This is a genomic window from Mycobacterium sp. NGS26 (assembly GCF_059813025.1).
Genome location: NZ_JCALDU010000003.1, coordinates 1 through 14254 on the forward strand (window position 1 = coordinate 1; position 14254 = coordinate 14254).

General features: G+C 67.7%; 8 protein-coding genes. 6 read left to right on the forward strand and 2 right to left on the reverse strand.

Annotated features, from left to right (window positions below; all coding sequences use genetic code 11):
* Positions 1-12: 12 nt before the first annotated feature.
* Together glgB and AC5Y6X_RS11050 are read right to left on the reverse strand one after the other, a co-directional pair.
* The gene (glgB, locus tag AC5Y6X_RS11045) at positions 13-2208 is read right to left on the reverse strand and encodes a 1,4-alpha-glucan branching protein GlgB (protein WP_499986513.1); all 2196 of its coding nucleotides are present in this window, start codon (positions 2206-2208) and stop codon (positions 13-15) included.
* 6 nt (positions 2209-2214) lie between these two features.
* Positions 2215-4302, reverse strand: coding sequence for an alpha-1,4-glucan--maltose-1-phosphate maltosyltransferase (locus AC5Y6X_RS11050; RefSeq protein WP_499986514.1), 2088 nt, complete (start codon positions 4300-4302; stop codon positions 2215-2217).
* A 224-nt stretch (positions 4303-4526) separates the two neighbouring features.
* On the opposite strand from AC5Y6X_RS11050, the gene glgP reads away from it, so the two are divergent.
* The 6 genes from glgP to AC5Y6X_RS11080 all read left to right on the forward strand — a co-directional run bounded on the left by glgP (position 4527) and on the right by AC5Y6X_RS11080 (position 14251).
* Positions 4527-7187, forward strand: coding sequence for an alpha-glucan family phosphorylase (glgP, locus tag AC5Y6X_RS11055; RefSeq protein WP_499986515.1), 2661 nt, complete (start codon positions 4527-4529; stop codon positions 7185-7187).
* Between the two features lie 205 nt (positions 7188-7392).
* Positions 7393-10686: an MFS transporter gene (locus tag AC5Y6X_RS11060; protein WP_499986516.1), complete on the forward strand. Its 3294-nt coding sequence runs from the start codon at positions 7393-7395 to the stop codon at positions 10684-10686.
* Complete coding sequence (locus AC5Y6X_RS11065; protein WP_499986517.1) at positions 10664-11593, forward strand: DegV family protein; 930 nt, start codon at positions 10664-10666, stop codon at positions 11591-11593. Before AC5Y6X_RS11060 ends, AC5Y6X_RS11065 begins: the two co-directional genes overlap by 23 nt.
* Entirely contained in the window at positions 11586-12500 is a 915-nt protein-coding gene (locus AC5Y6X_RS11070; protein WP_499986518.1) for a DegV family protein, read from the forward strand. Before AC5Y6X_RS11065 ends, AC5Y6X_RS11070 begins: the two co-directional genes overlap by 8 nt.
* Positions 12493-13395: a DegV family protein gene (locus tag AC5Y6X_RS11075; protein ID WP_499986519.1), complete on the forward strand. Its 903-nt coding sequence runs from the start codon at positions 12493-12495 to the stop codon at positions 13393-13395. The genes AC5Y6X_RS11070 and AC5Y6X_RS11075 overlap by 8 nt, the downstream gene beginning before the upstream one ends.
* Positions 13388-14251, forward strand: a complete 864-nt coding sequence (locus AC5Y6X_RS11080; RefSeq protein WP_499986520.1) for a DegV family protein — start codon at positions 13388-13390, stop codon at positions 14249-14251. Before AC5Y6X_RS11075 ends, AC5Y6X_RS11080 begins: the two co-directional genes overlap by 8 nt.
* Positions 14252-14254 lie beyond the last annotated feature (3 nt).

Below are 14254 nucleotides of genomic sequence, written 5' to 3' on the forward strand. Positions count from 1 at the left end.
CCAACAACCGCGCTACTCGGGCTCCAGCCATAGCGCCGACGTGGGCGGCAACACCAGCACCGCCGAGGCGGGGCGACCGTGCCACGGGTCCTCGGTGGCGTCGACACCGCCCAGGTTGCCGATCCCGGAGCCGTTGTAGACCGTCGCGTCGGTGTTCAGCACCTCGCGCCAGCGGCCCGCGCTCGGCAAGCCCAGCCGGTAGCCGCTGTGCTCGGAGCCCGCGAAGTTGAACACGCAGGCCATCACCGAGCCGTCAGTGCCGTACCGCAGGAAGCTCAGGACGTTGTTGGCCGAATCGTTCGCGTCAATCCAGGAATAGCCCTCCGGCGTGGTGTCCTGGCTCCACAGCGCCGGGCGACTGCGATAGATGTCGTTGATGTCACCCACGAGGCGCAGAACACCGTTTGAGAAACCCAGCTCGTCCAGCTGCCACCAGTCCAGGCCGCGCTGCTCGGACCATTCGGCGCGCTGGCCGAACTCCTGGCCCATGAACAACAGCTGCTTGCCGGGGTGCGCCCACTGGTAGGCCAGCAGGCTGCGCAGCCCGGCGGCCTTGACGTGGTTGTTGCCCGGCATCCGCCCCCACAACGTGCCCTTGCCGTGCACCACCTCGTCGTGGCTGAGCGGGAGCACGTAGTTCTCGCTGAACGCGTAGAGCATCGAGAAGGTCATCTCGTGGTGGTGGTAGCTGCGGTAGATGGGATCGCGGCTGATGTAGTCCAGCGTGTCGTGCATCCAGCCCATGTTCCACTTCATCGAAAAGCCCAGCCCGCCAAGGCTGGTGGGGCGCGTCACCCCCGGCCAGGATGTGGATTCCTCCGCGATCGTGACGATACCCGGCGCGACCTTGTGAGCCGTGGCGTTCATCTCCTGCAGGAACTGCACCGCTTCCAGGTTTTCCCGCCCGCCGTAGACGTTCGGGGTCCAGCCGCCCTCCGGGCGCGAGTAGTCCAGGTACAGCATCGACGCGACCGCGTCCACGCGCAGGCCGTCGATGTGGAACTCCTCGAGCCAATACAGGGCGTTGGCCACCAGGAAGTTGCGCACCTCGCGGCGGCCGAAGTCGAACACGTAAGTGCCCCAGTCGAGTTGCTCGCCGCGCTTGGGGTCGGAATGCTCGTAGAGCGGCGTGCCGTCGAAGCGGCCCAGCGCCCAGGCGTCCTTGGGGAAGTGCGCCGGCACCCAGTCCACGATCACACCGATGCCGGCCTGGTGCAGGGCGTCGACCAGCGCCCGGAAATCGTCGGGCGTGCCGAACCGCGATGTGGGCGCGTAGTACGAGGTGACCTGATATCCCCACGACCCGGCGAACGGATGCTCGGCCACCGGGAGCAGCTCCACGTGGGTAAAGCCGTGTTCCACAACGTAATCCGTCAGCTCGCGGGCGAGCTGGCGGTAGCTGAGTCCGGGGCGCCACGACCCGAGGTGCACCTCGTAGGTGCTCATCGGCTCGAACACCGGGTTGCGTTGCGCGCGCCGGGTCAGCCAGTCGTCGTCGGCCCACCGGTAGGTACTGGTCGTCACGCGCGACGCGGTGTGCGGGGGCACCTCGGTGGCGAAGGCGAACGGGTCGGCCCGCTCTGTGACGACGCCGTCGGCGCCGTGCACGCGGAACTTGTACAACCCGCCCACGCCGAACCCGGGCCAGAACAGCTCCCACACCCCGGAGGAGCCGAGCACCCGCATGGGGGCGTCGCTGCCGGTCCAGCCGTTGAACTCGCCGATCAGGCTGACGCCCTTGGCGTTGGGCGCCCACACCGCGAAGGACACCCCGTTGACGACGCCGTCGGCCGTGGTGAACGAGCGGGGGTGGGCGCCAAGCACTTCCCAGAGCCGCTCGTGGCGGCCCTCGGCGAACAGGTGCAGGTCGACCTCGCCCAGCGTGGGCAGGAACCGGTAGGCGTCGGCGACGGTGTACGGGTCGGAACCGGCGTAGCTGATCTGCAGCCGGTAGTCGATCAGGTCGACGAACGGCAGCGCGACGGCGAACAGGCCCGAATCGATGTGCCGCATCGGGTATCGCTCGCCGCCGACGATCGCGACGACTTCGGTTGCGTGCGGACGGAATGCCCGGATGACGGTGTGGTCGCCGTATTCGTGGGCGCCCAGGATGCCGTGCGGGTTGTGGTGCGCGCCGGCCACCAGGCGCGTCAGGTCGGACGGGTCGGGCGCCAGGTGCGCCCCGGCGAGCTGGTCAGCTCGGCTCACATCCGCTCACCTCCTGCGTAGCAACGTGATTCGCGATTCGTACGGTATGAGCGGCATGTTGACAATGTGCGCGACCGCCTGCGCGGGGTCCAGGCGGACGTAATTCGACTGCCCCCATTGGAACTCCTGACCGGTTAGCTCGTCGCGCACCCAGAACCGTTCATAGGGCTCCATACCCAATGCCGCCATGTCTAACCACAGCGTCGCCTCCTCGGGCCCGAACGCGTTGAGCGTCACCACCACCAAAACGCAGTCCCCGGTGGCCGGGTCGAACTTGCTGTAGGCGAGGAGCGCGTCGTTGTCCACACCGTGGAAATGGATGGTGCGCAACTGCTGCAGCGCGGGATGCAGTCGGCGAATTGCGTTGAGCTTCTTGATGAACGGCTCCAGCGACCTGCCCTCGGCGAGCGCGCCGGCGTAGTCGCGGGGACGCAGCTCGTACTTCTCCGAATCCAGGTACTCCTCGCTGCCCTCCCGCACCGCGCGGTGTTCGAACAGCTCGTAGCCGGAGTACATGCCCCAGGCGGGGCTCATGGTCGCGGCCAGCACCGCGCGGATGGCGAACATGCCGGGCCCGTGGTGCTGCAGCACGGCGTGCAGGATGTCGGGGGTGTTGACGAAGAGGTTCGGCCGGCGGAAGTCGGCGAGCGCGGCGATGTCGTTGCCGAATTCGGTGAGCTCCCACTTGGCCGTGCGCCAGGTGAAGTAGCTGTAGGACTGGGTGAAGCCGAGCTTGGCCAGCCCGTACTGGCGGGCCGGCGGCGTGAAGGCCTCCGACAGGAACAACACGTCGGGGTCGGTGTCCTTGACCTGACCGATCAGCCAGGCCCAGAAGTCGGGCGGCTTGGTGTGCGGGTTGTCGACGCGAAAGAACTTGACGCCGTGGTCGATCCAGTGCCGCACCACGCGCAGCACCTCGTCGTAGAGGCCCGCGGGGTCGTTGTCGAAGTTGAGCGGATAGATGTCCTGGTACTTCTTCGGGGGGTTCTCCGCGTAGGCGATGGTGCCGTCCGGCAACTCGGTGAACCACTGCCGGTGATCGCGGGCCCACGGGTGGTCGGGCGCGCACTGCAGCGCCAGGTCCAGGGCCACCTCCATGCCGAGATCCCTTGCCGCGGCGATGAAATCGTCGAAGTCGTCGATGGTGCCCAATAACGGGTGGATGGCGTCGTGGCCGCCCTCGTCGCTACCGATCGCCCACGGCGATCCCACATCCCCGGGCGCGGCGGTGGGGGAGTTGTTGCGGCCCTTGCGGTGTACCTTGCCGATCGGGTGGATCGGCGGCAGGTACACGACGTCGAAACCCATCTGCGCGATGCGCGGCAGCGCCGCGGCCGCCGTCGCGAACGTGCCGTGTACCGGTTTGCCGTCGGCGTCCCACCCACCGGTCGAGCGGGGAAACATCTCGTACCACGAGCCGAAGCGGGCCGCCGGCCTATCCACCCAGATCCCGAACTGCTCGCCGCGGGTGACGATGTCGCGCAACGGATAGTCGGTCAGCAGCTCGTCGATTTCGGGTGAAAGCGCCAGCGCGGTGCGCGTCACCGGATCCCCCGGCGTCCGCAGCGCCCTGGCGGCCGTCAGCAGCGGCTCGCGGCTCGCGCGCGGCACCCCGGCGGCGGCGCGCTCGAACAGCGCGGCGCCGATCAGCAGGTCGTTGGACAGCTCCGTCTCGCCCTGGCCGGCGTCCAGCTTGGCGACCAGCCCGTGCCGCCAGGTGTGGATCGGGTCGCCCCACCCGTCGACCCGGAAGCTCCACAGGCCGATCCGGTCGGGGGTGAAGTGGCCGTGGAAGACGTAGGGCTCCTGGCCCATCGTCATCGGAAGGAGCAGCGGCTTGACCCGCTCCGTCGCCTTGGCGGTCGTCGACACCGGCCGTTCCGGGGCCTGCACGGCCTTGACCTTGCGGGCTTCTGTCACCTGTGGATAGCGCGGCCCCAGGTAGCGCACCACCAGGGTCGCCGCGACGGCCTCGTGGCCCTCACGCCATACCGTCGCACTGACCGGGACCATCTCACCGACCACGGCCTTGGCGGGGTATGCGCCGCATGAAACGACGGGCTGGACGTTATCGATCTCGACACGACCGGGCACCACCACTCCGTTCCGATTGTGTGCGGCCAAACCGCGGGGTGCTGCGTCGCGGAATGCCTATCGTCGAAAACTCCCTGCTGTGCGGAACGTTCTCGCTGGGGAAGCGCCGCTGCCGCCCCAACAACTACCCGATACCCACCCTAGTGTCCGGCCACACACATGGGCGAAAAGCGGTCCCTGACCTCGTCGTGCGCGAGGGGGAATCCTCAGTAAGGTAGAGACGCGTGAAAGCCCTCCGCCGGTTTACCGTCCGTGCCCACCTACCCGAACGTCTCGCCGCGCTGGACCAGCTGTCGAACAATCTGCGTTGGTCGTGGGACAAGCCGACCCAGGAGCTTTTCGCCACCATCGATCCGACGCTGTGGGACCGCTGCGGCTGCGATCCGGTCGCGCTGCTGGGCGCGGTCACGCCGGCACGCCTGGACGAGCTGGCGATCGACGAGGAGTTCCTGGGCCGGCTCGACGCGCTCGCGGCCGACCTGAACGACTACCTCAGCCGTCCCCTGTGGTATCAGCAACAGCAGCGGGCCGGCGCGGAAAACGGGCAAGCGATGCCCGCCGCCATCGCTTACTTCTCGATGGAGTTCGGCGTCGCCGAGGTGCTGCCCAACTACTCGGGCGGCCTGGGCATCCTCGCCGGTGACCACCTGAAGTCGGCCTCGGATCTCGGCGTGCCGCTCATCGCGGTCGGCCTCTACTACCGCTCCGGCTACTTCCGGCAGTCGCTGACCGCGGACGGCTGGCAGCACGAGACCTACCCGTCGCTGGACCCGCAGGGGCTGCCGCTGCGGTTGCTGACCGATGCCACCGGCGATCCCGTGCTGGTCGAGCTGAGCCTGCCCGACTCCGCGCAGCTGCGTGCCCGGGTCTGGGTCGCCCAGGTGGGCCGGGTGCCGCTGCTGTTGCTGGATTCCGACGTCCCCGAGAACGAGCACGAGTTGCGCAGCGTCACCGATCGGCTATACGGCGGCGATCAGGAACATCGGATGCGCCAGGAGATCCTGGCCGGCATCGGCGGGGTGCGGGCGATCCGCGCGTTCACCGCCATCGAGGGGCTGCCCGCGCCCGAGGTGTTCCACATGAACGAGGGCCACGCCGGGTTCCTCGGGGCCGAACGCATCCGCGAGCTGATCACCGATTCGGGGCTGGATTTCGACGCCGCGCTGGCGGTGGTGCGGTCCAGCACCGTGTTCACCACGCACACCCCGGTGGCCGCCGGCATCGACCGCTTCCCGGTCGAGATGGTGCGGCTCTACTTCGACGACCATCTCGACGACGATCCCGACGAAAAGCCCGACGAGAATGCCGGTGCCGCGGCGCCCATGTTGCTGCCCGGGGTGCCGACCGCCCGGATACTCGCCCTGGGCGCCGAGGACGATCCGGAAAAATTCAACATGGCCCACATGGGCCTGCGGCTGGCCCAACGCGCCAACGGTGTGTCGTTGCTGCACGGTCGGGTGAGCCGGGCGATGTTCAACGAGCTGTGGCCCGGGTTCGACCCCGGCGAGGTGCCGATCGGGTCGATCACCAACGGCGTCCACGCCCGCACCTGGGCGGCGCCGCAGTGGCTGCAGTTGGGCCGCGAGCTGGTCGGGCCCGACGACGCGGCGTTCAGGGAACCCGGTGTGTGGCTGCGAGTTCAGCAGGTCGACGCGGGTCGCCTGTGGTGGATCCGCTCGCAACTGCGCTCGCTGCTCGTCGACGACGTCCGCAAGCGGCTGCGCCGGTCGTGGCTGGAGCGCGGCGCCTCGGATGCCGAATTAGGTTGGATCAGTTCGGCTTTCGATCCCGACGTGCTCACGGTCGGGTTCGCCCGCCGGGTGCCGACCTACAAGCGGCTGACCCTGATGCTGAGCGACCCGGATCGGCTGGAGAAGCTGCTGCTCAACGAGAAGCGGCCGATTCAGCTGATCGTCGCGGGCAAGTCGCACCCCGCCGACGACGGAGGCAAGGCGCTGATCCAGCAGGTGGTGCGGTTCGCCGACCGGCCCGAGGTGCGCCACCGCATCGCGTTTTTGCCCGACTACGACATGTCGATGGCCCGGCTGTTGTACTGGGGTTGCGACGTCTGGCTGAACAACCCGCTGCGGCCCCTGGAGGCCTGCGGCACCTCGGGGATGAAGAGCGCGCTCAACGGCGGGCTGAACCTGTCGATCCGGGACGGCTGGTGGGACGAATGGTACGACGGCGAAAACGGTTGGGAGATACCGTCTGCCGATGGCGTGGCCGACGAGGCCCGGCGCGACGACCTGGAGTCCGGCGCGCTCTACAAGCTGTTGGAACAAACGGTGGCACCGAAGTTCTACGAACGCGACGAACATGGGGTGCCGCCGCGATGGATCGAAATGGTGCGCCACACCCTGCAGACGCTGGGCCCCAAGGTGCTGGCGTCGCGGATGGTGCGCGACTACGTCGAGAACTACTACGTGCCGGCGGCGCAGTCGTTGCGCCGGACCGTCGCCCCCGCCGAGGGCGAGGCGAGCGGCGGCGAGTTCGGTGCCGCCCGCGAGCTGGCCGCCTACCGCAGGCGCGTCGAGGAAGCCTGGCCCAGGATCGACATCACCGACGTCGACAGCACCGGCCTGCCGGACACCCCGGTGCTGGGCTCGAAGCTGACCCTGACCGCGACCGTGCAACTGGCCGGACTGGCGCCCGACGAGGTCACGGTCCAGGCGCTGGTGGGCAGGGTCGACGCCAGCGACGCGCTACTGGACCCGGTGACCGTCGACATGTCGTACACCGGCACCGCCGAGGGTGGCAACCAGGTCTTCTCGACCACGCTGCCGCTGCCACTGGCCGGAGCGGTCGGATACACGGTGCGCGTGCTGCCCCACCACCCACTGCTCACCGCATCCAACGAGCTCGGCCTGGTCACCCTGGCATGAGACTGAATTCGGTTGGCAGTCAACGATATTGCGGTTCGCCATAGTCCCTGCGGCGACATGATGCTGATGCTCAGCTGTGAATCGAGCGGCGGAGCTCATTTATTCACAACGGCAATTAGTAGATTCCCCGACTTGCGGGGTGCTATTCAGCGACAATATGCGACGTCGGCAGAGTCGCAAGAGCCTCGCTGAGTGGAGGTGCGTCATGACGCACAGAATTGCTGACCACCCCGGGACGACCCCGAGGCGCGCCGCCGAGCGCGCGACGAATGGACGCGGCCGGGCCGGCGCCATCGGCAATGGGGACACGATCTCGGGCAGACGGCGGCTTCTGGCCAGCCGGCCGCCCGCCTCGCTCACGAAACGTCGCCAGCCTTCGCCGACCGCGGTCCTGCTGGTGGCGGCTTTCGGCGCCTTCCTCGCGTTCCTTGACTCGACGATCGTCAACATTGCGTTCCCGGCTATCCAACGCTATTTCCATAACAGCGACATCGGCAGCCTGTCTTGGGTGCTCAACGCCTATAACATCGCCTTCGCCGCGTTCCTGGTGGCTGGCGGCAGGGTTGCCGACCTGCTCGGCCGCAAGCGGATGTTCATTTACGGCGTGGTGTTCTTCACCGTCGCGTCCGGCCTGTGCGCGGCCGCCGACACCGTTGGCCAGCTGGTTGCATTCCGGGTGCTGCAGGGCATCGGCGCGGCGATCCTGGTGCCGGCATCACTGGCGCTCGTTGTCGAAAGTTTCGACGCCGCGCGCCGCGCTCACGGCGTGGGCCTCTGGGGCGCGGCGGCCGCCATCGCGTCGGGCCTCGGTCCGCCCATCGGCGGCGCTCTCGTGGAAGCGTCGAGTTGGCGTTGGGTGTTTCTGGTGAATCTGCCGCTAGGCCTGGTGGCTGTGGTCGTGGCGCGGCGGGGGCTCGTGGAGAGCCGTGCATCCGGACGGCGGCGCGTACCCGACTTGCGGGGTGCGGCATTGCTGGCCATCGGGCTCGGGTGCCTGACGCTTGGGTTGGTGAAGGGCCCGGACTGGGGCTGGGTTGGGCCGGCAACCATCGGGTCGTTCCTCGCCGCGGTCGTGGCAATGCTCGGATTCGTGATGAGCTCACGGCACCATCCGACACCGTTGATCGAGTCCGCTTTTCTCCGCGTTCGGTCGTTCACGGCAGGTAACACGCTGACGTTGGTCGCCAGCGCCGGGTTCTACGCCTACCTACTGACTCACGTGTTGTTCCTGAATTACGTGTGGGGTTACAACTTGTTGCGCGCAGGCTTGGCGGTCGCGCCCGCCGCTTTCGTCGCGGCGGTGGTTGCCGCGGTACTCGGGCGCGTCGCCGACCGGCATGGTTACCGCGTCATCATCACCGCCGGCGCACTGATCTGGGCGGGCAGCCTGGTGTGGTACATCGAGCGTGTCGGCTCCAAACCCGATTTCCTCGGGCAGTGGTTGCCCGGACAGATCTTGCAGGGCATCGGGGTCGGCGCGACGCTGCCAATGCTCGGCAGCGCCGCCCTGGCCGGGCTGGCCGCAGGTGGCAGTTACGCCACCGCCTCGGCAGTGGTCAGTAGCACCCGCCAGCTCGGCGCGGTGATCGGCATCGCGTTGCTGGTGATTGTGGTCGGAACGCCGGCGCGCGGCGCCGCTGAAGAGGCTCTGCGGCGGGGTTGGGTGCTGGCCGCGGTCTGTTTTGCGTTGGTTGCAGTTGGCGGGGTGTTGCTTGGCCGCACCCGTCACGCTAAGGAAGGCGCGGATGAATTCGAGCGTCCATTGGGAATCGATCCACAGGAATCTCGATTGGCACCCGGGCTCGTGTCCCTACCCGCCGAGGTTCGACCGACCGCAGACGGCGAAGTCGATCCGCTCGGCGCCCTGCCACTGTTTGCCGGGCTGGACCCAACTACCCTGGCAGAACTGCGAGAGCACGCCGAGCAGGTCGATCTGGAGGCGGGCTCATACTTGTTTCACGCGGGGGACGCGTCCGATTCCCTGTATGTTGTGCGCAACGGTCGCCTGCAGGTGCTCCAAAATGACGTCGTAGTAACGGAATTGGGCCGAGGCGAAGTCGTCGGCGAACTCGGACTGTTGATCGATGCGCCCCGTTCCGCATCGGTTCGCGCGGTGCGCGACTCAACGCTGGTGCGACTCTCCAAGGCCCAGTTCCAAAGCATTGCCGATTCAGGCGTCCTACGGGCGCTCGTCCGGGTGCTGGCCACCCGGCTACACCAGGCCCCCCCGCCCGCGGTGCCGCGCGCGGCGACACCTGAGGCGGTAGTCGCGGTCGTCGGTGTGGATGCCGATGCGCCCGTGTCGATGGTGGCCACCGAACTGGTCGCAGCGCTGTCGGGTCGGCTACGGGTGGTGGATCCCGGCCGCGTGGATCGCGACGGTTTGGAACGCGCCGAGCGAGTGGCGGACAAGGTGGTGCTGCACGCGGCGGCCAATGACGATGACTGGCATGACTTTTGCTTGCGATCGGCCGATCGCGTTGTGCTGGTGGCTGCTAATCCGGCACCGCCGGTGGCACCGCTGCCGGGGCGAGCGGCGGGGGCCGACCTAGTCCTGGCGGGACCGCCGGCAGACCGTGAACACCGGCATCTATGGGAGGAATTGATCACGCCGCGCTCGGTGCACACAGTTCGCACCGGCCACGCGACCGCCGACCTGCGCCCGCTCGCGGCACGCATCGCGGGCCGCTCGGTCGGGCTGGTCCTCAGCGGTGGGGCCGCGCGAGCCTTTGCGCACCTTGGGGTGCTGGACGAGCTGGAGGCGGCAGGGGTTGTTGTTGACCGCTATGCCGGGACCAGTATGGGCGCAATCATCGCGGCGCTCGCGGCGACCGGTAAGGATGCGGCTGCGGTAGACGCGAATATCTACGAGTACTTCATCCGCAGCAACCCGACAAGCGACTACACCCTGCCGAGCAAGGGGCTCATCCGAGGGCGGCGCACCCTGGGCGCATTGGACAGCGTCTTTGGGGGACAGCTAGTCGAGGAACTGCCGAAGGAATTCCGTTGTGTCAGCGTCGATCTACTGGCCCGCCGGGCCGTTGTGCACCGACGAGGGCCGCTCGCCGATGTCGTCGGCTGTTCCCTGCGGGTGCCCGGCTTGTATGCACCCGTCGTCTACGACGGTGCGCTACACGTCGATGGCGGTGTGCTCGACAACCTGCCGGTGACGACACTGACGCGCCACGAGGGCCCCCTGATCGCGGTGAGCATAGGCACCGGTCAGCAGTCAAGTGCCCCCTCGGATGCGAAGCTGCCGCGCTCACCACGGGTGCCTAACGTGGTCGACACGCTCATGCGCACAATGACGATCGGTAGCGCGATGGCATCAACCGCGATGCTGGAGCGGGCTGATCTGTCGATCCACCCCGACACCAGCAGCATCGGGTTCCTGGAATGGCACCAGATCGACCGCGCCCGCGAGGCGGGGCGAATCGCGACCCGTGAAGCCCTGCCGCGGATCATGGAGGTAGTGCATGGCGCGGGTGCGTATGCCTGAGGTCGCGGTGGTTACCGATAGCAGTGCCTGCCTGCCGGGGGCGCTTGTCGAAAGCCTCGGAATCTCAGTCGTGTCGCTTTATTTCGACGTTGGTGGCGACGCGTCGCCTGAGGGTGGTCATGAGCTGCCAGGCCGCGGGCTGCGCGAGTCGGAGTTCGACGGCGATCTCGGACGGTTCTTTGCCGAACTGGACGCGTCGAAGACCGTCGCGACGACGTCGCCGCCCACCATCGAGGATTTTGTCGCGGCCTATGAACGGCTGTTGCAGCGGCATAGCGCTGTCGTCTCGGTGCTGATCTCCTCAAGCCTCAATCCGACCTGCTCGATAGCTCGCGAGGCAGCGGCACGGCTGAACTCTGAGGGCCGCAGTGAGCGGGTGGTGGTGATCGATTCTGCCGGCGTTGCCGGCCACCTGGGTGTCCAGGCGCTGGCGGGCGCGCGAGCGGCCGCCGCGGGGGAAGACGCCTCGGGGGTCATCGCGGCGGTGCGCCGGGCGCGCCAGGAGGTCAGGCAGTGGTTCGTTGTCGACACGCTTGAGTATCTGCGGCGCGGCGGTCGGATCGGCGGTGCGGCGGCATGGCTCGGGTCGGCGCTGGATCTCAAGCCGATCTTGATGATCGAATCGGAGCTCAGGGCCGTCGAACGCGTGCGCACCCGCAGGCGCGCTATCGAGCGGTTAGTCGAGCTGATGCGACAGCGCCGCGCAGTAGGCGCCGACCGGTGGTTCGTCACCCACACCTATGCGCACGAGGACGCGAAGCGACTGGCCGAGCGTCTCGCCGAACTCTTCGGCAACGAGCCGTTATTCATCTCCGAGGTCGGACCGGTGATCGCAACACACACCGGTCCGGGGACGGTGTCGGCCGGTGGACTTCCCGGGGAGGCGTTGGGTGGCGCGCATGGCTGATGTCGCTGTGGTTACGGACAGCACGGCCTACTTGCCCGCTGCACTCGTCGACAGCCTCGGCATTACGGTTGTGGCGCTGTATTACGACGTCAGCGGCGACGCGTCGCCAGGCGGGGGCCACGATGTGCCTGGCCGCGGGCTGCGCGAATCGGAATTCGACGGTGATCTCGGACGGTTCTATGCGCAGCTCGACGCGTCGAAGACCGTTGCGACGACGTCGCCGCCTACCGTCGACGATTTCGTCGCGGTCTTTGACCGGCTGCTCCAGCAGCACAGTGCCGTGGTCTCCGTGCTGATCTCCTCGGGAATTTCCGTGACCTGCTCGATCGCCCAGCAGGCGGCCGCGGTGCTGGAGTCTGAGGGGCGCGGCGAGGGGCTGACAGTGATCGACTCGGCCGGAGTGGGCGGCCACCTGGGTGTTCAGGCGCTGGCGGCGGCGCGGGCGGCCGACGCGGGGGAAGACGCCTCGGGGGTGGTCGCGGCGGTGCGCCGCGCGCGCCAGGAGGTGAGGCAGTGGTTTGTTCTCGACACGCTTGAATATGTGCGGCGTAGTGGCCGGATCGGCCGCGCCGCCGCCTGGCTCGGATCCGCGCTCGATCTCAAGCCGGTCTTGTTGATCGAATCGGAGTTCAACCCCGTCGAGCGCGTACGCACACGCAGGCGCGCCGCCGAGCGATTGGTCGAGCTGATGAGACAGCGCCGCGCAGTCGGCGCCGACAGATGGTTTGTCCAGCACGCGTATGCGCGCGAGGAAGCGCAGCGGCTGGTTGACCGTCTCACCCAGTTGTTCGGCTCTGAGCCGGAGTTTGTCTCAGAGGTCGGCCCGGTAGTTGGGACGCACACCGGCCCAGGGGCGTTGTCGGCCGGAAGTCTTCCCGGGGCGGCATTGGAGGGTGCATATGGCTGAAGTCGCGGTGGTCACCGACAGCACCTGCGCGTTGCCGCGGGCGCTCGTGGAGAGCCTGGACATCACAGTGGTGTCGCTGTACTACGACATCACCGGCGCCGCGTCGCCCACCGGCGGTCACGAGCTGCCTGGCCGCGGGGAGCGCGAGTGGGACTTCGACGGTGATTGGGGACGGTTCTTCGCCGAACTGGACGCGTCGAAGACCGCTGCGACGACGGGGCCGCCCAAGATCGAAGATTTCGTAGCAGCCTATGAACGCCTGCTGCAGCAACACAGCTCCGTGATCGCCGTCATGCTTGGCTCAAACCTTTCCCCAACGTGTCAGTTCGCACGGGAGGCAGCGGCGCAGGTAGACGGTGAGCGGATAGTGGTCTTGGATTCCGCGGGCGTGGCCGGCCACCTGGGTTGTCAGGCACTTGCGGCGGCACGTGCCGCGGCGGCAGGAGCCGACTTACAGGCCGTGACCGAGCAGGCGCGCCGGGCGCGCCAGGAAGTCAGACAATGGGTCCTGGTCGACACGCTTGAGTATCTGAGGCGCGGGGGCCGGGTCGGCACTGCGGCCGCATGGATCGGATCTGCGCTCGACCTCAAGCCGATCTTGATGGTCGAATCAGAGATGAAGGCGGTCGAACGCGTGCGCACCTTCAAGCGCGGGGTCGAACGGTTGGTTGAGCTGATGCGACAGCGTCGGGCCGTGGGCGCCGATCGATGGTTCGTCCAACACGCCGATGCGCACGAGGACGCGCAACGACTGGCCGAGCGTCTCGCCGGGCTGTTCGGCACCGAGCCGGAGTTCGTTTCCGCGGTCGGACCGGTACTCGCAACTCATACTGGTCCCGGGATGCTGACTGTCGGAGGCCTTCCCGGGGCGGCGTTGGGGTATGCGTATGGCTGAAGTCGCAGTGGTTACCGACAGCACCGGCTACCTGCCGCGTGCACTCGTCGACAAGCTCGAAATCACGGTTGTCTCACAGTATTACGACGTCGGTGGCGGACCGCTGCGCGAGTCGGACTTCGACGGTGATTTCGGACGGTTCTATGCGGAGCTTGACGCCTCAAAGAACATCGCGACGACGTCGGCGCCCACCGTCGACGATTTCGTCGCGGCCTTTGACCGGCTCCTGCAGCAGCACACCGCCGTTGTCTCGGTGCTGATCTCCTCTGGCATTTCCGAGACCTGCTCGATGGCTCGACAGGCAGCCGCAAAGCTAGAGGATGAGGGTGGCGACCGGGTGGTCGTGATCGACTCGGCTGGCTTCGGCGGCCACCTTGGGCTCCAGGCGCTGGTGGCCGCGCGTGCCGCCGCCGGGGGAGCCGACCTGCAGGGCGTTATCGAGCGAATACGCCACGCCCGTAAGGAAGTCAAGGGCTGGGGCCTGGTGGATACGCTCGAGTACCTGCGCCGAAGCAACAGGGTGGGCACCGTTGCCGCATGGGTCGGATCGGCGCTCGATCTCAAACCGATCCTGGCGATCGAATCGGAGCTCAAGGCCGTCGAGCGCGTGCGCAGCCACAGGCGTGGGGTCGAGCGGCTGATCGAGCTGATGCAACAACGGCGCGCCGTCGGCGCCGACCGGTGGTTCGTGCAACACGCCTATGCGCCTCAGGACGCGAAGCAGCTGACCGAGCGGCTCGCCGAGCTGTTCGGCACCGAGCCGGAGTTCGTCTCCGAGCTCGGACCGGTAGTCGCGACTCACGTCGGTCCAGGGACGCTACTGGTCGGCGGCCTTCCAGGGGCGGTGCTGAGGTAACCG

Excerpts from the sequence above, each read along its gene's own strand:
- AC5Y6X_RS11075 (WP_499986519.1), top strand. The coding sequence starts at position 12,493 with ATGGCTGAAGTCGCGGTGGTCACCGACAGCACCTGCGCGTTGCCGCGG.
- AC5Y6X_RS11065 (WP_499986517.1), top strand. The coding sequence starts at position 10,664 with ATGGCGCGGGTGCGTATGCCTGAGGTCGCGGTGGTTACCGATAGCAGT.
- AC5Y6X_RS11080 (WP_499986520.1), top strand. The coding sequence starts at position 13,388 with ATGGCTGAAGTCGCAGTGGTTACCGACAGCACCGGCTACCTGCCGCGT.
- AC5Y6X_RS11070 (WP_499986518.1), top strand. The coding sequence starts at position 11,586 with ATGGCTGATGTCGCTGTGGTTACGGACAGCACGGCCTACTTGCCCGCT.
- AC5Y6X_RS11060 (WP_499986516.1), top strand. The coding sequence starts at position 7,393 with ATGACGCACAGAATTGCTGACCACCCCGGGACGACCCCGAGGCGCGCC.